The organism is Actinomadura sp. B10D3, from assembly GCF_039871695.1.
Lineage (GTDB): Bacteria > Actinomycetota > Actinomycetes > Streptosporangiales > Streptosporangiaceae > Spirillospora > Spirillospora madurae.
In genome coordinates, this window is record NZ_JBDPLY010000021.1 from 31,375 (window position 1) to 51,002 (window position 19,628).

A 19,628-nucleotide genomic window follows, 5' to 3' on the forward strand; every position below is an offset into this window, starting at 1 on the left:
TGGCATTGGCTGAAGCGCTCGAAGGATGAGCGAAGCGAACCGGGGGGTGTGGGGGGTCGTCCCCCCACAGGGCACAGGCTCGATCGGTGGGGTGTCGCGGGCGTCCGGCCGGTTGCGGACGCTGTCGCTGGGGTCGGTGCCGCCGCCCGCACTGATCCTGCTCGGCATCATCTCCCTCCAGGTCGGGGCCGGGCTCGCCAAGCACCTGTTCGACCGGCTCCCGCCGAGCGCCGTCGTGACGATGCGGCTGCTGACGTCGGCGATCGTGCTCGGGTTCCTCGCCCGCAAGGCGCTGCGGACCGTCCTGCGCGACCACTCCCGATCGAGCCTCGCCATCGCCGCGGGCTTCGGGCTGGCGCTGGCGCTGATGAACTTCTCGATCTACCAGTCGTTCTCGCGGATCCCGCTGGGGGTGGCGGTCACGATCGAGTTCCTCGGGCCGCTGACGGTGTCGATCGTCGCGTCCAGGCGTCCCCGCGACGCGCTGTGGGTCATCCTGGCGGGAGCGGGCGTCGTCCTGCTGGCCCGGGGCGGCACGGGCGCCGTGGACCCGGTCGGCATCGCGTTCGCGCTCCTGGCCGGTGCGTGCTGGGCGGGGTACATCCTGCTCACCGCCGCCACCGGCCGGCGGTTCCCCGGTTCCACCGGCCTCGCGCTCGCCAGCGTCGTCGGTACGGTCGCGATCCTGCCGCTCGGGGTGGCGTCCGCGGGCAGCGCGCTGCTCGACCCGCAGCTGCTGCTGATCGGCCTCGGGGTGGGGCTCCTGTCGTCGGTGATCCCGTACTCGCTGGAGCTGGAGGCGCTGCGGCGGATGCCCGCCCGGGTCTTCGGCATCCTGATGAGCCTGGAGCCCGCGGTGGCCGCGCTCGTCGGGGTGGCGCTCCTCGGCGAGATCCTCACCTTCCGCCAGTGGGTCGCGATCTGCTGCGTCATCGTGGCCTGCGCGGGCGCCACCAGAAGTCAGGAGGATCCGCCAGAGGCTCCGGAACCCTGACCGAGCGGCGTTGTGTCGCAAAATGCTGTGGCAGGGTGAAAGGATCAGGCGTCGGACCAGCGAGCCGGAGAGGAGCCGCCCGTGATCGGCCGGAGCGAGGACCAGGGGATACCGCCCGAGTTCTTCGAGGCGGGGTCGGCGTCGTTCGTCGACTTCCTGCGCGTCCACTCCCCCGAGCTGCTTCCCGTCAACCGGGTGCCGGAGGGGGACGCCCCGGAGCTGCCGCACGGGACGACCGTGCTGGCGCTGACGTTCCCGGGCGGGGTCATGATGGCCGGCGACCGGCGCGCCACGCAGGGCCACCGCATCGCCTACCGGGAGCTGGACAAGGTCCAGCGGGCGGACGAGTACTCCGCCGTCGCGTTCGCGGGGACGGTCGGGCTCGCGCTGGAGATGGTGCGCCTGTTCCAGGTGGAGCTGGAGCACTACGAGAAGATGGAGACCGTCCCGCTGTCGCTGCCGGGCAAGGCGCGCCGGCTCGGCGCCGTCATCCAGGCCAACCTCGCCCAGGCCCTGCAGGGCCTCGCGGTCGTCCCGCTGTTCAGCGGCTACGACCCGGAGTCCGGTGAGGGGCGGATCTACACCTACGACATCACCGGCGCCCCGCAGGAGGCACGCGAGTTCCACGCGGACGGCTCGGGCTCCCCGTATGCGCTCGGCGCCCTGAAGAAGCTCTACCGCAACGACCTGTCGCTTGAGGACGCGGCCACGGTCTGCGTGCACGCGCTCTACGACGCCGCCGACGACGACGCCGCCACCGGCGGCCCCGACCCGACGCGGCGCATCTACCCGACGATCGCGGTGGTCACCGACGACGGCTACCGGCGCCTTCCCGAGGAGCAGGTCTCGGCGATCGCCGATGAGGTCGTGCGGGGCCGGATGGACCGTCCCGGAGGGCCGGCCGCGCCGCTGCGCTGATCTCCGGAAACGTCCGACCCGGCTTCTAGACTCGGCCGTATGGCACGGGCGAACGACGAGGCTGCGGCCCTCATCCAGGAACTGGCCGACCTGCTCTCGATCACGGGCGGGGACGCCTTCAAGATCAGGGCGTACGAGAAGGCCGCGCGGGCGATCGCCGGCCATCCCGACGACATCTCCGAGCTCGACCTGGCCGGGCTGCGCACGATCCCGACCGTGGGCGAGGCGATCGCCAAGAAGGTCCTCGACTACACCACCACCGGCACGATCCGGCAGGTCGAGGAGCTGCGCGCGCAGATCCCGGCCGGGGTGCGGGCGCTCACCGCCATCCCCACGCTCGGTCCGAAGAAGGCCCTCGCCGTCTACGAGGAGCTCGGCATCTCCTCGGTGGACGAGCTGGGCGCCGCGATCAAGGAGGGCCGGCTCCGGGGCCTCAAGGGTTTCGGCGCCAAGACCGAGGAGAACATCCTCCGCGGCATCGAGCTGATGGAGAGCTCCGGCACCCGCGTCCTCGTCGACGTCGCCGCGAGCGTCGCCGACGAGGTCGTCGCCACACTCTCCCGGCTCCCCCAGGTCGAGCGCTGCGCCCATGCCGGGTCGCTGCGCCGCATGCGCGAGACGATCGGCGACGTGGACGTCCTCGCCGCGTCCCGCGACCCGCGTCCGATCATGGAGGCGTTCACCGCGCTCCCGTTCGTCGCCGAGGTCATCGCGGGCGGCGACAAGAAGACGTCGGTCCGGACGGCCAAGGGCCTCCAGGTCGACCTGCGGGTCGTCCCGCCCGAGTCGTGGGGCGCGGCGCTCCAGTACTTCACCGGCTCGCAGGCCCACAACATCCGCACCCGGGAGATCGCCGTGAAGGCGGGCCTCAAGCTCTCCGAGTACGGCCTCTTCGACGCCGAGACCGACGAGCTGATCGTGTCGGAGACCGAGGAGGAGGTCTACGAGCGGCTCGGCCTCCCGTGGGTGCATCCGACGCTCCGGGAGGACACCGGCGAGATCGAGGCCGCCCTCAAGGACGAGCTGCCCCGCCTCGTCACGGTCGAGGACCTCCGCGGCGACCTGCACAGCCACACCGACCTGACCGACGGCGTCGCCTCCCTGGAGGACATGGTCGCCGCCGCGCAGGCACGCGGCCTGGAGTACTACGCCATCACCGACCATGCCCCGAACCTGGTCATGCAGCGGATGACGGACGAGAAGATGCTCGCCCAGCGCGAGCGGGTCGCCGAGCTCCAGAAGGAGTACCCGGGGCTGAGGCTCCTGCACGGCACCGAGCTGAACATCGACCCGGACGGCGGCGTCGACTGGGACGCCGACTTCCTCTCCGGCTTCGACGTGTGCGTCGCCTCGGTCCACTCCCACTTCACCCAGGACCAGGACGTCATGACGCGCCGCCTCGTCCGGGCCTGCGAGAACCCGCACGTGCACGTCATCGGGCACCCCACCGCCCGCAGCATCGGCCGCCGCCCGCCCGTCGACGCCGACTGGGACGAGGTCTTCCGCGCGGCGGCCCGCACCGGCACCGCCATCGAGATCGACTCCTTCCCGGACCGCCTCGACCTGCCCGCCGGCCTGATCCGGCGCGCGAAGCGGTTCGGCGTGAAGTTCTCCATCGACACCGACGCGCACTCGCTCGGCCACCACCGCAACATCCGCTACGGCGTGGGCACCGCCCAGCGCGGGTGGCTGACCCCCGACGACGTCATCAACACCTGGCCGCTGGAACGGCTGCGCGCGTTCCTGCAGAAGCGCTGACGCCAGCGCTGGCGTTCAAGGGCCACGGAACCCGGGTCAGGCCGGCTGCGGCGCCTCGGCCCGGGAGGCGACCGGAGGCGCCTCCTCGGCGGTCGGCACGGGGCCGCGGTCGCGGAGCGCGAAGAAGAGGCGGAACGCCGTGATCCACATCAGGACCGCGCCGAGCATGTGCAGGAGCACGAGCCCCTCGGGGACCCCGAGCGCGTACTGGATGTAGCCGACGGCACCCTGGGCGACGATGATCCCGGCCAGCTCGAGGCCGCGACGGCGGGCGGGGCCCAGGTCGCGGCCGGCCGCGGCGCCCGAGCGGTACAGGGCGACGATGACGGCGGCGGCCAGCGCGATGGTGGCCCAGGCCAGCTCGCCGTGGATGCGGGCGACGTCGGTGATGTTGAAGCCGTAGCGGCGGGCCTCGGCGTCACCCGCGTGCGGGCCGGTGCCGGTGACGACCGTGCCCGCGACGAGCACGGCGGCGCACGAGACGAGGAGCGCGGCGGCCAGCGCGCGCGTCCGGGGGCCGGCGAGCCGCCGGGGCGGCGCGTCCCCCTCCCCCGCGCGGACCCACAGCGCCACGCAGAACACCAGCAGGGCCGGCGAGACGAGGAAGTGCAGCGAGACGGCGGCCGGGTGCAGCTCGGTCAGCACGACGATGCCGCCGATGACCGCCTGCGCGACCACGCTCATCGGCTGGGCGAGCGCCCACCAGACCAGGCCGCGGCGGCGCGGGCGCAGCCGCAGCGCGGCGACGAACACCAGCACGCCGATGCCGAGCACCACGAACGTGATCAGCCGGTTGCCGAACTCGATCGACATGTTGAGCACGTGGTGCTCGGGACTGTGCGTGGGGACGAGGCTGTCGCCGGTGCAGCGCGGCCAGTCGGGGCAGCCGAGACCGGACTTGGTGACCCGGACGGCGCCGCCGCTGACGACGATCACGACGTTGCCGATGACGCCGAGGAGGGCGAGCAGCCGCAGCGATCCGGGGGTCGGACGCCACACGGCGTTCCACGTCCGGATCAGGAGGTTGGACGACGGTCGCTCTGCCACGGGGACCATCGTATGGGCGGTGCGCGGGGGCCGTGATCCGGCCCCCGGTTACGCCGGCCCGGTCAGCCGTACGGGCCGGGCGGCTGCGGCGGCAGGAACCCCGACGGGCCCTGTGCCGCCCACGGCGGGCCGCCCGCCCGGCTCGTCCCCGGGCGCGGCGGGGTGCGCAGGAACGCCTGCCTGGCCAGCGACATCAGCTCCAGCAGCGAGTCGCGGCGGGTGCCGAACCAGTGCGGCTCGGCGACGCCGCGCTCGGCGCGCTTGTGCAGCAGCGCCAGCTCGGTCGCGGCGAGCTGGTAGTCGGTCATGGCGCGGGCGGCGGGCGGGCCGCCGACCGAGCGGGCCCAGCGGCGGGCCGCGCGGCGGGACGGGATGGAGCGCAGCATCCGCACGTCCTGCGGCGTGACCAGGCCCGTCCCCGCGTACATCGGCAGGTAGGTCTCGATGCGGCGGACGGTGGTGCGGCGCTCGGCGGAGACGACCACGATCAGCGCGACCAGGACACCGAAGTCCAGCAGGTAGACGATGCCGAGGCCGCCGAGCCCGAACGCGGCGGACCCGTTCCACAGGCCGTGCAGGATCATCGCGCCGAGCAGCCCGGCGAGCGGCGCGAGGAGCTGGCCGCGCCGGTGGGTGGCGGCGTAGGCGACGCCGAGGCCGGTCATCGAGGTGAACAGCGGATGGCTCAGCGGCGCGATCAGGCCGCGCAGGATGAACACCGCCTGGAGCTGCTGCGCGCCACCGTCCTCGAACGCCCGCATGTAGTAGGTGATGTTCTCCATCATGGCGAAGCCGAGACCGACCATGGCCGCATAGATGATGCCGTCCGCGAAGCCGTCGATCTCGTTGCGGCGGAACCAGAGCAGGCCGAACAGGGCGGCGCCCTTCAGCGTCTCCTCGATGACGGGCGCGCCGAATGTGGCGCTGACGAAGTGCCCCTCGGTCTCCCCGAAGATCGGCACGGTCACGTAGAGCAGGCCGGCGGTGTTGAGGACGAGGGCGCCCAGCACGGCGACGCCCGCGCCCCACATGAACGCGAAGGCCAGTGCCCGGGGCGGTTCGGGCTCCAGCCGGTCGAGGGTGAGCGCGAGCGCGATCAGCACCGGGATCGGCAGGATGGCGAGCAGGACCCCCACCCAGAAGCCGGCGCCGCCGAACGCGGCGGCCGCGCCGAGCGCGACCACGGCGCACAGCCCGGAGACGGTCATGCCAAGGATCAGGCCGACCGGGGGGCGGCCGGGGATCCGGCCTTCGAGCACGGCCTTGGGGTCGATGGGCGCCATACCGCGAAGGGTAACGGCAGGTGGGACCGGCCGCCCACGCGCGGAGGTCACGGACGGTGCCCGCCCGGCGGCGCCGCGTCCCGCGTCAGTGCAGGAGCGGGTCGACCGCCACGGCCGTGAACAGCAGCGCGAGGTAGACGTTGGAGAGGTGGAAGAACCGCATCGGCCGCAGGTGGACGCCGGTCACGCCGGCGCGGACCGCCTTCAGCAGCCGGTGGCCCTCGGCGAGGAAGACCGCCCCGAGGACGACCGCGACGGCCCCGTACACCGGGCCCATCCCGGCGACGGGCCACAGCAGCAGCGAGCAGGCGACGGTGGCGTAGGTGTAGACGAGGCTCTCGGTCACGACGCGGCGCTCGGACGCGACGACGGGCAGCATCGGGACCTTGGCGATCGCGTAGTCCTCGCGGTACCGCATCGCGAGGGTCCACGTGTGCGGCGGCGTCCAGAGGAACACGACGCCGAACAGGACGAGCGGCGTCCAGGCGACGCCGCCGGTGACGGCGGCCCAGCCGATGAGGACGGGCATGCACCCGGCGATGCCGCCCCACACGACGTTCTGCGCGGTGCGCCGCTTGAGCAGCAGCGAGTAGACGAAGACGTAGAACAGGATCGCGAACAGCGACCCGGCCGCGGCGACCGGGTTGACGGTGAGCAGGAACCCGGCCGTGGACAGCACGGCGAGCGTCACCCCGAAGATGAGGGCGCGGGCCGGGGTGACCTGGTGGCGGGCCAGCGGGCGGCGCCGGGTGCGGCGCATCTTGGCGTCGATGTCGCGGTCGATGTAGCAGTTGATCGCGTTGGCGGCCCCCGCGGACATGGTGCCGAACGCCAGCGTCAGCAGCACGGTGGGCAGCGCCGGCACGCCCCGCTCGGCGAGGAACATCACCGGGATCGTGGTGATCAGGAGCAGCTCGATGACGCGCGGCTTGGTCAGCGCCACGTAGGCGCGGACGCTCGCCGCGAGCGTCCGCCGGGCGGACCGCTCGGCGGGGGGCACGAGCGTGCCCAAGGGCACGTCGGGCACGTCCGGGACATGCTCGTCGAGCTCGATCCCGCGCTTGTTACTCAGCACCGTCACAATCGGGTCCACGTCTGACTAGGGATGAGAAAGCCGCCGCCACCCTCGGCGATGCCCCCGCGATCCGGGCCGGCCTCGGCATGGTGCGACTTCGGCTTGGTCGTGTTGCCGCGGCCACTGCCGTCAGCCGCGCAATCACTGTAGTCCGCCCCCTCCGGGGGGCGCGCACCGGGTCGCTGGACGCGCCGTGAGGTTCGCTCGCGCGCCCGCCGGGAGTGCCGCGGCGAGGGACGTATCACCCGCGGGATCCCCCGCGCGGGGGGTTAGCCCGCGGGGCGTTCGGGCAAGGGTGCATGAGCGGTGCGGCCGGGGACCCGGTCCCTCCGTGCGCGCCGCTCCCCGCCTGCGGCGGCCCTCCCGCGCGATAGGCTCGCGACGAGCGCACATGATCGTCGCTGGGCCGCGGACGGGGCGGCCGCGCGGGGCGGGGGAAGAGGCGCCGCGCCGCCGGACGTTGTCCTTTGCGGGCCCCGCGGGCCCGGCACGGCGCGCAGCGCCGCGGCGGGGTGCGGCGCACGAGTACGGCGAACAACGTACAGAGTGGATTCTGACACCGGTTCGAGAGGAGCCTGGCGTTCCGTGAGCAGGGACAACAGCACGTTTGAATGGTCCGACCAGGACCGGCGGGCGGTGGACGTCATCCGCGCCCTCGCCATGGACGCCGTCGAGGAGGCCGGATCGGGTCACCCCGGGACCGCGATGAGCCTCGCCCCCGCCGCCTACCTTCTCTTCCAGCGCTTCCTGAAGCACGACCCGACCGATCCGCACTGGGCCGGGCGCGACAGGTTCGTGCTCTCCTGCGGGCACTCCAGCCTTACCCTCTACATCCAGCTGTACCTGTCGGGCTACCCGATGACGCTGGACGACCTGATGTCGCTGCGCAAGTGGGGCAGCCTCACCCCGGGCCACCCCGAGTACGGGCACACGGCCGGCGTGGAGACGACCACGGGGCCGCTCGGCCAGGGCCTGGCGAACGCGGTGGGCATGGCGATGGCGGCCCGCCGGGAGCGCGGCCTCTTCGACCCCGACGCGCCGCAGGGCGAGTCCCCCTTCGACCACAACGTCTGGGTGTTCGCGTCCGACGGCGACATCGAGGAGGGCATTAGCCACGAGGCGAGCGCGCTGGCGGCCCACCAGCGGCTCGGCAACCTTGTCCTGCTCTACGACGACAACCACATCTCGATCGAGGACGACACGGCGATCGCGCTGTCGGAGGACGTGCGGGCCCGCTACGCGGCGTACGGCTGGGACGTCCACCACGTCGACTGGACCGCGAACGGCGACTACGAGGAGAACGTGGCCGCGCTCGCGGCGGCGTTCGAGGCGGCGAAGGCCGAGACGTCCCGCCCGTCCTTCATCGCGCTGCGCACGATCATCGGCTGGCCGGCGCCGAACAAGAAGAACACCGGGAAGATCCACGGCTCGGCGCTCGGCGCCGACGAGGTCGCCGCGACCAAGCGGGTCCTCGGCCTGGACCCGGCGGAGAGCTTCCAGGTCCCCGAGGACGTGCTGGCGCACGCCCGCGAGGTGAGCGACCGGGGCCGCGCCGCCCACGCCGAGTGGAGCAAGGCCTTCGAGGCGTGGCGGTCCGCGAACCCCGAGCGGGCCGCCGAGTACGACCGGATCTCGTCCCGCACGCTGCCCGACGGCTGGGAGGGGGCGCTGCCGGACTTCGCGCCCGGCAAGGACATCGCGACCCGGGCGGCGTCCGGTGAGGTGCTGGCGTCGCTGGCGCCCGTGCTGCCGGAGCTGTGGGGCGGCTCGGCCGACCTCGCGGAGAGCAACAACACGACGATGAAGGGCGAGCCGTCCTTCATCCCGGAGGAGTTCCAGACCAAGGAGTTCCCCGGCCACCGCTACGGCCGGACGCTGCACTTCGGCGTCCGGGAGCACGCGATGGCCGCGATCTGCAACGGCATCGCGCTGCACGGCGGCACCCGCCCGTACGGCGGCACCTTCCTGATCTTCAGCGACTACATGCGCCCGGCGGTCCGGCTCGCGGCGCTGATGAAGCTGCCGGTCACCTTCGTCTGGACGCACGACTCGATCGGCCTCGGCGAGGACGGCCCGACGCACCAGCCCGTCGAGCACCTGTGGGCGCTGCGGGCGATCCCCGGGCTGGACGTCGTCCGGCCGGCGGACGCCAACGAGACGGCGGTCGCGTGGCGGACCATCCTGCGGCACACCGACCGGCCGGCGGGCATCGCGCTGACCCGGCAGAAGCTGCCGACGTTCGACCGCGGCGGCGACCTCGCGTCCGCGGAGGGCGTGGCCCGCGGCGGGTACGTGCTGGCGGACGCCGAGGGCGGCCGCCCCGACGTGATCATCATCGCGACGGGCAGTGAGGTCCAGATGGCGCTGGAGGCCCGCGAGACGCTGCAGGCCGAGGGCACCCCGACCCGGGTCGTGTCGATGCCGTGCGTGGAGTGGTTCGAGGAGCAGACCGACGCCTACCGGCAGGAGGTCCTGCCGCCGGGGGTGCGCGCCCGCGTGTCCGTGGAGGCCGGGGTGGCGCTCGGCTGGCGCGGCTACATCGGCGACGACGGCGAGTCGGTGAGCTTGGAGCACTTCGGCGCCTCCGCCGACTACAAGACGCTGTTCCTGCAGTTCGGGCTCACCTCCGAGCGGGTCGTGGCGGCGGCCAAGGCCAGCCTGATCAAGGCGAACGTGAAGCAGGCCGGGCGCGGCGCCACCACCGGCAACTGAGAACGGGCCGTGAGGCGGGCGGGGCCCCGCGAGCCGGGGCCCCGCGTCCCGCCCGGCGCACGGACGAGGACGAGGAGAAAGCGATGAGCGACAACCTGAAGAGGCTCTCGGACGAGGGCGTGTCGATCTGGCTGGACGACATCAGCCGCGAGCGCCTGCGCACCGGCAACCTGGAGAAGCTGGTCCGGGAGCGCAACGTGGTCGGGGTCACGTCCAACCCGACGATCTTCGCCAAGGCGCTGAGCAAGGGCAGCGCGTACGACGACCAAGTCCGGGACCTCGCGGCCCGCGGCGTGCACGTCGAGGAGGCGTCCCGCTCGATCACCACCTTCGACATCCGCTGGGGCTGCGACGTGCTCCGCCCGGTGTACGACCGGACGGAGGGGCTGGACGGCCGCGTCTCGATCGAGGTCGACCCGCGGCTGGCCCGCGACACCCGCCGGACGCTCGCGGAGGCGCGGGCGCTGTGGTGGCTGGTGGACCGGCCCAACCTCTACATCAAGATCCCGGCGACGGAGGAGGGCCTGCCGGCCATCACCGCGGCGCTCGCGGAGGGCATCAGCGTGAACGTGACGCTGATCTTCTCGCTGGAGCGCTACGGCAAGGTCATCGACGCGTTCTTCGCCGGCCTGGAGAAGGCCCGGGAGAACGGCCACGACCTGTCGAAGATCGCCTCGGTGGCGTCCTTCTTCGTCAGCCGGGTCGACACCGAGATCGACAAGCGCCTCGACAAGATCGGCTCGGACGAGGCCAAGGCGCTGCGCTCCAAGGCGGGCGTCGCCAACGCCCGGCTCGCGTACGCGCTCTACGAGGAGAAGTTCGGCACCGACCGGTGGAAGGCGCTGAAGGACGCCGGGGCCCGTCCCCAGCGCCCGCTGTGGGCGTCGACCGGCGTGAAGGACCCGGATCTGCCCGACACCCTGTACGTCGTCGAGCTGGTCGCGCCGGGGACCGTCAACACGATGCCGGAGGCGACCCTGGACGCGGTCGCCGACCACGGCGAGGTGCGCGGCGACGCCGTCCGTGGCGCCTACGACGACGCCCGCGCGCACATGGCGGCGCTGAAGGAGGCCGGGGTCGACTACGACGACGTCGTGCGGGTCCTGGAGGAGGAGGGCGTGGACAAGTTCGCGGCCTCCTGGAAGGAGCTGCTCGACTCCATCACCGGCGAGCTGGAGGCCAAGAAGGACGGCGCATGACCTCGGTGGTGACCGCCGGGGGGATCTCGGTCACCATCCGCGGAGCCGTCGTCGACGAGAGCGAGACGGTCCTGGACCGTCTCGTCTCCGACGGCGTACCGAGGTCGCTGACGTCCCGGAACGCCAGGTTGTGGGGGCCCGACGCGGCCCCGCTCGCCGCCCGCCGGCTCGGCTGGCTGGGCCTGCCGGAGACCTCCCGGTCGCTGCGGGACCGGCTGGCCGGCCTGGTGGGCGACGCCCGCGGCGCCGGCCTCGACCGGGTCGTGCTGGCCGCGTCCGGGGGGACCGCGCTCGCCGCGGACGCGATCTGCCGCACGGCGGGCGCCGGGCTGACCATCCTCGACACCACCGATCCGCACGAGGTGTCCGGTGTCCTCGCCGGGGACCTGGACCGGACGCTAGTGGTGGTCGCGGACGACGGCGCCGAGGCCGCGGCGCTGCGGCGCGTCTTCGGGCGCGCGTTCTCCGAGGCCGGGCTGCGCGGCGCGGATCTGGCGCGCCGGTTCGTCGTCGTCGCCGAGGAGGGGGCCGACCTCGAACGCGCCGCCCGCGAGACGGGCCACCATCTCGTCCTGGCCGAGCCCGACGTGGACGGGCGCTTCGGCGCCCTCGGCGCCCGCGCGCTGGTGCCGGCGATGCTCGCGGGCGTGGACGCCGACGTCCTGCTGGACGAGGCGGCCCGGTTCGCGGCGGCGCTACGGCAGCCGTACGACAACCCCGCGCTGGCTCTGGGGGCGGCGCTGGGGTCGTCGGCACTCGGCGCCCGCGACAAACTGGTGATCGCCGACCTCGGTTCCGGGCTGGCCGGGTTCGCCGCGTGGGCGGAGCAGCTGGTCGCGGGGGCGATGGGCAAGGACGGCAAGGGCCTGCTCCCGGTGGTGGTGGAGAGCGTCGACTCCCCCGGGTTCGAGCTGACCGACGACCTGCGGCGGATCGTCCTCGGCCGGCGGCCCGACGAACCCGGTCCGGGCCGGGAGGCGGGGGTCACCGTCGCCGGGCCGCTCGGCGCGCAGTTCCTGCTGTGGGAGTACGCGGTCGCGGTGGCATGCCGGGTGATCGGTGTCGACCCGTTCGCCGAACCGGACGTCGGCGAGTCGCGGGAGAGCACGGCGGCGCTGCTGCGGTCGGAGGAGGGCGCCGCGCCGACCGTCCTGCGCAGGCCGCCGGAACTGGTCGAGGGCGCGGTGGAGGTCCACGCTCCGGAGGACGCGCTGCGCGGCGCGCGGACGTTGGCGGAGGCGCTGGAGACGCTCCTGGCGGACGTCCAGGACGGCGGCTACCTCGCCGTCCTCGCGTATCTGAGCCGCCAGGGCGATGCCGCGGCCGCCGAGGTGAGGCCGCTGCTGGCCGCACGCGGCGCCGACGTCCGCAAGCGCGCGGTCCCCGTGACGTTCGGCTGGGGGCCCCGCTACCTGCACACGGCGGGCCAGTACCACAAGGGCGGGCCGCCCGGCGGAGCGTTCCTGCAGATCACGGGCGCGGTCACCGAGGACGTCCCGGTGCCGGGCCGGCCGTACACCCTGGGCGAGCTGCACCTTGCGCAGGCGTTCGGCGACCTGCGCGTGCTGCGCTCGCTGGGCCGCCCCGCCGTCCGGCTCCACCTTCGCGACCGGGCGGAGGGCATCGCGCAGCTCACCCGGGCGCTCGGCTGACCCCGCGCACCCGCCGGCGCGGACGCAGCGCGACCGGCCCTGTTCGGGAGGCGACCAAGAAGATCGAGGGAGATGGTCGCGGATGCCCTTTCTCTCCTGAAACGATGGGGGCCGGGAGGGAACGGTGTCCGGATTCGACGTACTGACGCGCGGCGAGGTGCTGGACTCGGCGCTGCAGGCGAGGGACTACCTCGTGAGCTGCGGCGTCCCCGGCGCGCTGGCCGCGAAGGACCCCCGGCTGTGGGGGCGGCGGGCGGTGGACCACAGCCGGCTGGGCTGGCTCGACCTGCCCTTCGCCTCCCGCGGGCTGCTGAACCAGGTGAACGGCCTGGTCTCGGAGGCGCGCTACTCGGGCCTCGACCACATCGTGCTGATCGGCGTCGGCGCGGAGAGCCTCGCCGCCCAGGCGATCATGGAGGCGCACACGCACACGCCGGCGCTCGCCGGCGCGGCGGCGGGCGCGGCCGGTCCCGGCGAGGGCGCCAGCCCGGCGGGCGAACTGACCGTCCTGGACGGCGGCGACACCGCCGCGCTCGCGTTCGCCATGGAGCGGCTCGACCGGACGCTCGTCGTGCTGGCGAGCAAGGCGGGCGTGTCGCTGGAGGGCGACGCCTACCGCAGGATCTTCTCGGCCGCGTTCCGCGAGCGGGGCCTGTCCGAGCGGGAGATCGCGGGCCGGTTCCTGGTCATCACCGACCACGGCAGCCCGCTGCACGACTTCGCCCGGCAGTGCGGGTACCGGATCGGGCTGACCGACCCGTACCTGCCCGGGCACTACGGCGCCCTGTCGGCGTACGGGCTCGTCCCGGCGGTGCTGGCGGGCGCGGACGCCGACCGGCTCCTGGAGGAGGCGGCGTCCCTGGTGCCGTCGCTGGCCAGGGACGAGGACAACCCGGGCCTGCTGCTCGGCGCGGTCCTCGGCGGCAGCGCGCAGCAGGGGCCCGGCGGGATCGCCCGCGACAAGGTGCTGCTGCGCGAGCCCGGCGGGTCGGGCGCGCTGAGCTCGTGGATCACCCAGCTCCTCGCGGTCGGCACCGGCAAGCGGGGCCGCGGCGTGCTGGCGTTCGAACCGCCCGGCGCCAAGGGCGACTTCCCCGACGTGCACGGCGTGTCGGTCAACCCGCGGACGGCGGCACAGGACGAGTCCGACACGTCGGTGTGGGCGCCGCTCGGCGCGCAGTTCCTGCTGTGGGAGTACGCGACGGCGGTCGCGGGGTGGCTGCTCGGGGTGAACCCGTTCGAGGCGGGCAGCACGGTCGTCCAGGAGGCCGAGGACGACGCGGCGACGCTGCTGCGCACAGCCGGCGGCGGGCCGCTCACCTCCGAGCGGCCCGTGTACGTCGAGGACGACATCGAGGTGCACGCCGACTTCCCGTGGCCGCCCGGGGCCGAGCTGCGGACCGTCCTCGGCGGGCTGGTCGCGGCCGTCCCGTCCGACGGCTACCTCGCGGTGATGACCTACCTGTCGGGCGACTTCTCCGGGCGCTACCTCGCGCCGTCGCTGGCCCGCGCGTCGGGCCGCCCGGTCGCCTACGGGCCCGGCCCCGGCTACCCGCACGCGACGGGGCCCGTCCACAAGGACGGCCCCGGCAACGGCGCGTTCCTGATCATCACCGGTGACCCGGCGCCGGGCGACGAGCTCGCCGCGCACCCCGTGCCGGGCCGCCCCTACAGCCTGGCGCAGCTCCAGATCGCGCGAGCGCTCGGCGAGCTGCGGGCGCTGCGCGAGCGCAGGCTGCCGGTGATCCGGCTGCACCTGCGCAACCCGGTGGAGGGCACGGAGAAGCTTCTGGAGGCTGTGCGGGCGGTCGCGGGGGCGCGTCGGCCGTGAGCTTCACCGCCGTCGTCTCGGGGGAGACGGCCATCACCGCCCGCGGGCCGCTCAAGGAGGCCGCCGAGCGGGCGCTGGGCCGGCTCTGGATCGACCAGGTCCCGGTGCGCCTGGCGTCGGAGGACGCGTCGCTGTGGCCGTCCGCCGCGACCGCCGGAGTGGACGGCCGCCCGCTGTGCTGGCCGGGCCAGCCGGGGCCTGGCCGCGCCGTCCTGGACCGTGCCGAAGAGCTCCGCGCGAACGCGCGTGCGGCCGGGCTGTCCGAGGTCGTGCTGCTCGGCGGCGGCGCCCCGGCCCGCGCCGCCGAGCTGATCGTCAACGCCCACCGGGGAGCCGCCGGCCAGGGCCCGTCGCCGCTCACCGTGCTGGACGGGCCCGAACCCGGGCCGGTGCTGCGCATCCGGGAGGACGACGAGCGGCTGGGCCGGACGATGGTCGTGGTCACCGGCGACGACGCCGGCGCCGAGACGCTCCGGCAGGTGTTCGCGGAGGCGCTGGCGGAGCACGGCCTGTCCCCCGCCGAGGTGGAGCGCCGGTTCGTCACGGTCGCGGAACCGGGCGCCGCCGCCGCCAAGCACGCGATGGAGGCGGGGCATCCGCTGGTGGAGGCGCCCGCCGCCACCGCGTTCGGCGCCCTGTCCCCCTACGCGCTGGTGCCGGCCGCGCTGGCCGGGGTCGGCGTGCGGACGCTGCTGGAGGAGGCCACCGCCGTCCTCCCGGCGCTGACCCGGCCGGAGAACAACCCGGGCCTCGTCCTCGGCGCGATCCTCGGCGGCGCGGTCCGCGCCGGGCGGCGGGCGACCGTGCTCGGCGGCCGTGCGGAGGCGCTGCCCGGCATCGCCGGGTGGGTCGCCGCGCTCCTGGAGGAGACGGCCGGCGGCCTGCTGACCCCGGTCGTCCAGACCGGCGGCATGCCGATCGTCCCCGCCGACGACCTGTTCCTGGTGACGTTCGGCGGCCGCCCCCACCAGGACGACGCCACCGTCGCGGGCCCGCTCGCCGCGCAGCTCGTCGTGTGGGAGTACGCCGCCGCCGTCGCCTGCTACCTGCTGGACGCCGACCCGCTCGTGCCGGCGGCCCGCCCGGCCCCGATGACGCTGGACGACGGGACCGGCGAGCCGCTGTTCACCGACGGCGACCCCGGCCGGGCCGTGGAGGTGCACACGACCGTCCCCGCGCTCGCCGGCGCGTCCGGCGTGGAGGAGCTGCTGGACGCGCTGGCCCGCGGGGTCGGCGCGGACGGGCACCTCGCGCTCGTCGCCTACCTGGATCCCGACGAGGCGGACGGCCAGGGCGCGCAGGTGCGCCGGCTGGCCGCGCTGCTCGCGGCCCGCTGCGGCCGCCCGGTCACGGTCGGCTGGGGCGCCCCGCCGCCCGCGCCCGGGAATGATCGACCCGGCGCGGGCGTATACCTCCTCGTGACCGGGAACGTCGTCCGCGACGTGCCGGTCCCCGGCCGGCACCACCGGCTCGGCGTGCTGCAGCTCGCGCGGGCGCTCGGGGACGCCCGCGACGCGCGCGCGGCGGGCCGCCCGGTGGTACGGCTCCATCTGCAGGACCGCTGGGCGGGGCTCACCCGGCTGCTCGACGCGGCCCGGGGCGGCGGGTGAGCGCACGCGCCGCGGGCGGCGGTCGGGACCCCGGGACGGGGAACCGGCGATTGCGGCCCTCCGGACGAGTTGGGGCAGGATGCTTGCAGCAGTACCAGGAGCAGAAGCAGAAGAAGGCGCAGTGCTATCAGAGGGGGCCACGTGACCAACACAGCCAATCCGCTCCGCGACCCGCGGGACAAGCGCCTGCCGCGGGTGGCCGGGCCGTGCGTGCTCGTGCTGTTCGGGGTCACCGGCGACCTGTCGCGTAAGAAGTTGCTCCCGGCCATCTACGACCTGGCGAACCGCGGGCTGCTGCCGCCGGGCTTCTCCCTGGTGGGCTTCGCGCGCCGCGACTGGGAGCACGAGGACTTCCGCCAGATCGCCTACGAGTCGGTGAAGGCGCACGCCCGGACGCCGTTCCGCGAGGACGTGTGGACGCACCTGTCGGAGGGCATGCACTTCGTCCCCGGCACGTTCGACGACGCGGGGGCGTTCGACGCCCTGTCGATGGCGGTCAAGGAGCTGGACGAGAGCCGCGGCACCGGCGGAAACTACGCCTTCTACCTGTCGATCCCGCCGAAGGCGTTCCCGCAGGTCGTCGAGCAGCTGCAGCGCAGCGGGCTCGCCGACCGCGAGGAGGGCGCCTGGCGCCGGGTCGTCATCGAGAAGCCGTTCGGCCGCGACCTGAAGACCGCGCAGGAGCTGAACGACACCGTCCACCGCGTCTTCCCCGAGGAGTCGATCTTCCGGATCGACCACTACCTCGGCAAGGAGACGGTGCAGAACATCCTGGCGCTGCGGTTCGCCAACACGATGTTCGAGCCGATCTGGAACCGCTCGTTCGTCGACCACGTGCAGATCACGATGGCCGAGGACATCGGGATCGGCGGCCGGGCCGGCTACTACGACGGCATCGGCGCCGCCCGCGACGTCATCCAGAACCATCTGCTGCAGCTGCTGGCGCTGACCGCGATGGAGGAGCCCACGTCCTTCCAGGCGGAGGCGGTCCGCGCGGAGAAGGCCAAGATCCTGTCGGCGGTGCGGGTGGCCGGCGACCTCGCCGACTCCACCGCGCGCGGGCAGTACGCGGCGGGCTGGCAGGGCGGCGTGAAGGTCAACGGGTACCTGGACGAGGACGGCATCCCCGCCGACTCCCGCACCGAGACCTACGCCGCGGTGAAGCTGGAGATCGACAACCGCCGCTGGGCGGGCGTCCCGTTCTACCTGCGCACCGGCAAGCGGCTCAGCCGCCGGGTGACGGAGGTGGCGATGGTGTTCCAGCAGGCGCCGCACCTTCCGTTCTCGCACACCGACACCGAGGAGCTCGGGCAGAACGCCCTGGTGATGCGGGTGCAGCCGGACGAGGGCATCACGGTCCGCTTCGGCTCGAAGGTGCCCGGCACCTCGATGGAGATCCGCGACGTCAACATGGACTTCGCCTACGGCGAGTCGTTCACCGAGGCGTCCCCGGAGGCCTACGAGCGGCTGCTGCTGGACGTGCTGATCGGCGATCCGCCGCTGTTCCCGCGGCAGGAGGAGGTCGAGCTGTCCTGGAGGATCCTCGACCCGATCGAGGAGTACTGGGCGAGCCGGGGCGGCCTTGACCAGTACAAGTCCGGCGGCTACGGACCCGACAGCGCCGACGAGCTGATGGCGCGCGACGGGCGCACTTGGAGGCGGCTCTAGATGAACATCGATCTCACCGGCACCACCACCCGGAAGATCCAGGACGCGCTGACCCAGTCCCGGCATCTGATGGGCGGCCCGGCCGTCGGGATGGTGCTCACCCTGATCATCGTGACGGACGAGTCGGCGCAGTACGACGCGGTGCGGGCGGCGACGGAGGCGGCGCGGGAGCACCCGTGCCGGGTGCTGACCGTCATCTCCCGCGACCCGCGGGGCAACTCCTCCCGGCTGGACGCCGAGATCCGCATGGGCGAGACCGGCCCCGGCGAGACGGTCCTGCTGCGCATGTACGGGCCGCTCGCCGAGCACGCCGACTCGGTCGTCGTGCCGCTGCTGATGCCCGACACCCCGGTCGTGACGTGGTGGCCGGGCGGCAAGGTGCCGAAGGTCCCGGCGAAGGACCCGCTCGGGGTGCTCGCGCAGCGCCGGGTGACCGACTCCTACGCGGCGCGCGACCGGCTCGGGACCCTCGCCCTGCTCGCCGAGGGGTACCGGCCGGGCGACACCGACTTCACCTGGACGCGGCTGACCTCGTGGCGGTCGCTGCTGGCCGCCGCGCTCGACCAGGACCACGACGAGATCACCGGCGGCGAGGTGCTGGCCGAGCCGGACTCGCCGAGCGCGGAGCTGCTGGCGGCGTGGCTGTCGATCCGGCTCGGCGTCGCGGTGGACCGGACGGTCTCCGCGGGCCCCGGCATCACCGGGGTCCGGCTGGCGACCACGGGCGGCGACATCGTGATCCACCGCCCGGACGGGCGGGTGGCGACGCTGTGCCGTCCCGGCCAGCCCGACCGGCAGGTGTCGCTGATGCGGCGCCCGATGGCCGAGCTGCTGGCCGAGGAGCTGCGGCGCCTCGACCCCGACGAGGTCTACCAGGAGGCCGCCGCGCGGTTCGCCAAGGACCTCGCGGGCGGGACGCAGGAGCCGGGCGTGGCGAGCGAGCCGGTGTCGGCGACGGCCGAGGCGGCCGAGACCGGCCCCGCGCAGAAGGAGGCGGCCAAGCCGCGTTCCAGGGCGAAGAAGCCGCGCGGCGGGTCGGGGGACGGATGACCCCGCCGGAGGTCCTGCTCCACCGGGACCAGGACGTCCTCGCCCAGGCCGCCGCGGCGCGGCTGGTGACCCGGATCGCGGACGCCCAGGCGGCGCGCGGCGCGGCGTCGGTCGTACTGACCGGCGGCGGCGTCGGCACGGCGGTGCTCGCCGTTCTGGCCGCCACCGGCGCTCGCGACGCGGTCGACTGGGGCCGGCTCGACCTGTGGTGGGGCGACGAGCGCTTCGTGCCCCGCGGGGACCCGGAGCGCAACGAGACCGGGGCCCGCGCGGTGCTGCTCGACCACGTGCCGGTCGACCCGGCGCGGGTGCACGCCATGCCGGCGCCGGACGGCCCGGACGGCGACGACCCGGAGGCGGCGGCCGAGCGGTACGCCGCCGAACTGCGGGCCGCCGCGGGAGCCGGGGGCGCGGGCCCGGTGCCGCCGTTCGACGTGCTGATGCTCGGGGTCGGCCCCGACGCGCACGTGGCGTCGCTGTTCCCGGACATGGCGGGGCCGCGGGAGGAGAAGCTCTCGGTGGTGGCGGTGCGGGGCGCGCCGAAGCCGCCGCCCACCCGGATCTCGCTGACGTTCCCCGCCCTGAGGGCCGCGCGGGAGGTGTGGATGCTGGCGGCGGGCGGGTCGAAGGCGGAGGCCGTCCGGCGGGGACTCTCCCCGAACGCGGACCCCGAGCGGGTCCCGTGCGCCGGCGCGCGCGGCCGGGAACGCACCCTGTTCCTGCTGGACCGCGCCGCCGCGTCCGCCCTCCCACCAGGCGAGGAAGGCGCGGCGCCCGCTTGACCCGCCGCTGGGGAAGGCCCGCGCGTCCTGAGAGAACGATGAACAGTCC

General features: G+C 74.2%; 14 protein-coding genes. 11 read left to right on the plus strand and 3 right to left on the minus strand.

Annotation, left to right across the window (positions count from 1 at the left end; genetic code table 11):
* The first annotated feature begins 25 nt into the window (after nucleotides 1-25).
* The 3 genes from ABGB11_RS27555 (at nucleotide 26) to polX (ending at nucleotide 3,670) form a co-directional block, all read left to right on the plus strand.
* Complete coding sequence (locus tag ABGB11_RS27555; protein WP_347637242.1) at nucleotides 26-994, plus strand: EamA family transporter; 969 nt, start codon at nucleotides 26-28, stop codon at nucleotides 992-994.
* 81 nt (nucleotides 995-1,075) lie between these two features.
* A complete protein-coding gene (gene prcB / locus ABGB11_RS27560) occupies nucleotides 1,076-1,912 on the plus strand; it encodes a proteasome subunit beta (RefSeq protein WP_347637244.1) in 837 nt (278 codons plus the stop codon).
* A gap of 39 nt (nucleotides 1,913-1,951) precedes the next feature.
* The gene (polX, locus tag ABGB11_RS27565) at nucleotides 1,952-3,670 is read left to right on the plus strand and encodes a DNA polymerase/3'-5' exonuclease PolX (RefSeq protein WP_347637246.1); all 1,719 of its coding nucleotides are present in this window, start codon (nucleotides 1,952-1,954) and stop codon (nucleotides 3,668-3,670) included.
* 36 nt (nucleotides 3,671-3,706) lie between these two features.
* On the opposite strand, the gene ABGB11_RS27570 is transcribed toward polX, so the two are convergent.
* The 3 genes from ABGB11_RS27570 to ABGB11_RS27580 form a co-directional block, all read right to left on the minus strand.
* Nucleotides 3,707-4,726 (minus strand): COX15/CtaA family protein, encoded by a 1,020-nt coding sequence (locus ABGB11_RS27570; RefSeq protein WP_347637248.1) that lies wholly within the window; start codon nucleotides 4,724-4,726, stop codon nucleotides 3,707-3,709.
* Nucleotides 4,727-4,779: 53 nt separating this feature from the next.
* The gene (locus ABGB11_RS27575; RefSeq protein ID WP_347637250.1) at nucleotides 4,780-6,000 is read right to left on the minus strand and encodes a PrsW family intramembrane metalloprotease; all 1,221 of its coding nucleotides are present in this window, start codon (nucleotides 5,998-6,000) and stop codon (nucleotides 4,780-4,782) included.
* A gap of 85 nt (nucleotides 6,001-6,085) precedes the next feature.
* Nucleotides 6,086-7,012 carry a heme o synthase gene (locus ABGB11_RS27580; protein WP_347637499.1) on the minus strand — a complete coding sequence of 309 codons (927 nt, stop codon included), beginning with the start codon at nucleotides 7,010-7,012 and terminating at the stop codon, nucleotides 6,086-6,088.
* Between the two features lie 723 nt (nucleotides 7,013-7,735).
* Between ABGB11_RS27580 and tkt the strand changes: the two genes are divergently transcribed.
* The 8 genes from tkt to pgl all read left to right on the plus strand — a co-directional run bounded on the left by tkt (nucleotide 7,736) and on the right by pgl (nucleotide 19,579).
* Complete coding sequence (tkt, locus tag ABGB11_RS27585) at nucleotides 7,736-9,787, plus strand: transketolase (protein WP_347637501.1); 2,052 nt, start codon at nucleotides 7,736-7,738, stop codon at nucleotides 9,785-9,787.
* A gap of 83 nt (nucleotides 9,788-9,870) precedes the next feature.
* Nucleotides 9,871-10,986 carry a transaldolase gene (tal, locus tag ABGB11_RS27590; protein WP_347637252.1) on the plus strand — a complete coding sequence of 372 codons (1,116 nt, stop codon included), beginning with the start codon at nucleotides 9,871-9,873 and terminating at the stop codon, nucleotides 10,984-10,986.
* The gene (locus ABGB11_RS27595) at nucleotides 10,983-12,638 is read left to right on the plus strand and encodes a glucose-6-phosphate isomerase (protein ID WP_347637254.1); all 1,656 of its coding nucleotides are present in this window, start codon (nucleotides 10,983-10,985) and stop codon (nucleotides 12,636-12,638) included. Before tal ends, ABGB11_RS27595 begins: the two co-directional genes overlap by 4 nt.
* Before the next feature lie 124 nt (nucleotides 12,639-12,762).
* On the plus strand, nucleotides 12,763-14,469 hold the full coding sequence (locus ABGB11_RS27600) for a phosphoheptose isomerase (RefSeq protein WP_347637256.1): 1,707 nt from the start codon (nucleotides 12,763-12,765) through the stop codon (nucleotides 14,467-14,469).
* Nucleotides 14,466-16,079: a glucose-6-phosphate isomerase gene (locus ABGB11_RS27605; RefSeq protein ID WP_347637258.1), complete on the plus strand. Its 1,614-nt coding sequence runs from the start codon at nucleotides 14,466-14,468 to the stop codon at nucleotides 16,077-16,079. The genes ABGB11_RS27600 and ABGB11_RS27605 overlap by 4 nt, the downstream gene beginning before the upstream one ends.
* Nucleotides 16,080-16,220: 141 nt before the next feature.
* Nucleotides 16,221-17,747 (plus strand): glucose-6-phosphate dehydrogenase, encoded by a 1,527-nt coding sequence (zwf, locus tag ABGB11_RS27610; RefSeq protein ID WP_347637260.1) that lies wholly within the window; start codon nucleotides 16,221-16,223, stop codon nucleotides 17,745-17,747.
* Nucleotides 17,748-18,797 (plus strand): glucose-6-phosphate dehydrogenase assembly protein OpcA, encoded by a 1,050-nt coding sequence (locus ABGB11_RS27615; protein ID WP_347637262.1) that lies wholly within the window; start codon nucleotides 17,748-17,750, stop codon nucleotides 18,795-18,797.
* Complete coding sequence (gene pgl / locus ABGB11_RS27620) at nucleotides 18,794-19,579, plus strand: 6-phosphogluconolactonase (protein ID WP_347637264.1); 786 nt, start codon at nucleotides 18,794-18,796, stop codon at nucleotides 19,577-19,579. The genes ABGB11_RS27615 and pgl overlap by 4 nt, the downstream gene beginning before the upstream one ends.
* The last annotated feature ends 49 nt before the right edge of the window (nucleotides 19,580-19,628 follow it).

Excerpts from the sequence above, each read along its gene's own strand:
- tal (WP_347637252.1), top strand. The coding sequence starts at position 9,871 with ATGAGCGACAACCTGAAGAGGCTCTCGGACGAGGGCGTGTCGATCTGG.
- pgl (WP_347637264.1), top strand. The coding sequence starts at position 18,794 with ATGACCCCGCCGGAGGTCCTGCTCCACCGGGACCAGGACGTCCTCGCC.
- ABGB11_RS27595 (WP_347637254.1), top strand. The coding sequence starts at position 10,983 with ATGACCTCGGTGGTGACCGCCGGGGGGATCTCGGTCACCATCCGCGGA.
- ABGB11_RS27555 (WP_347637242.1), top strand. The coding sequence starts at position 26 with ATGAGCGAAGCGAACCGGGGGGTGTGGGGGGTCGTCCCCCCACAGGGC.
- ABGB11_RS27615 (WP_347637262.1), top strand. The coding sequence starts at position 17,748 with ATGAACATCGATCTCACCGGCACCACCACCCGGAAGATCCAGGACGCG.
- ABGB11_RS27575 (WP_347637250.1), bottom strand. The coding sequence starts at position 6,000 with ATGGCGCCCATCGACCCCAAGGCCGTGCTCGAAGGCCGGATCCCCGGC.
- ABGB11_RS27570 (WP_347637248.1), bottom strand. The coding sequence starts at position 4,726 with ATGGTCCCCGTGGCAGAGCGACCGTCGTCCAACCTCCTGATCCGGACG.
- polX (WP_347637246.1), top strand. The coding sequence starts at position 1,952 with ATGGCACGGGCGAACGACGAGGCTGCGGCCCTCATCCAGGAACTGGCC.
- tkt (WP_347637501.1), top strand. The coding sequence starts at position 7,736 with ATGGACGCCGTCGAGGAGGCCGGATCGGGTCACCCCGGGACCGCGATG.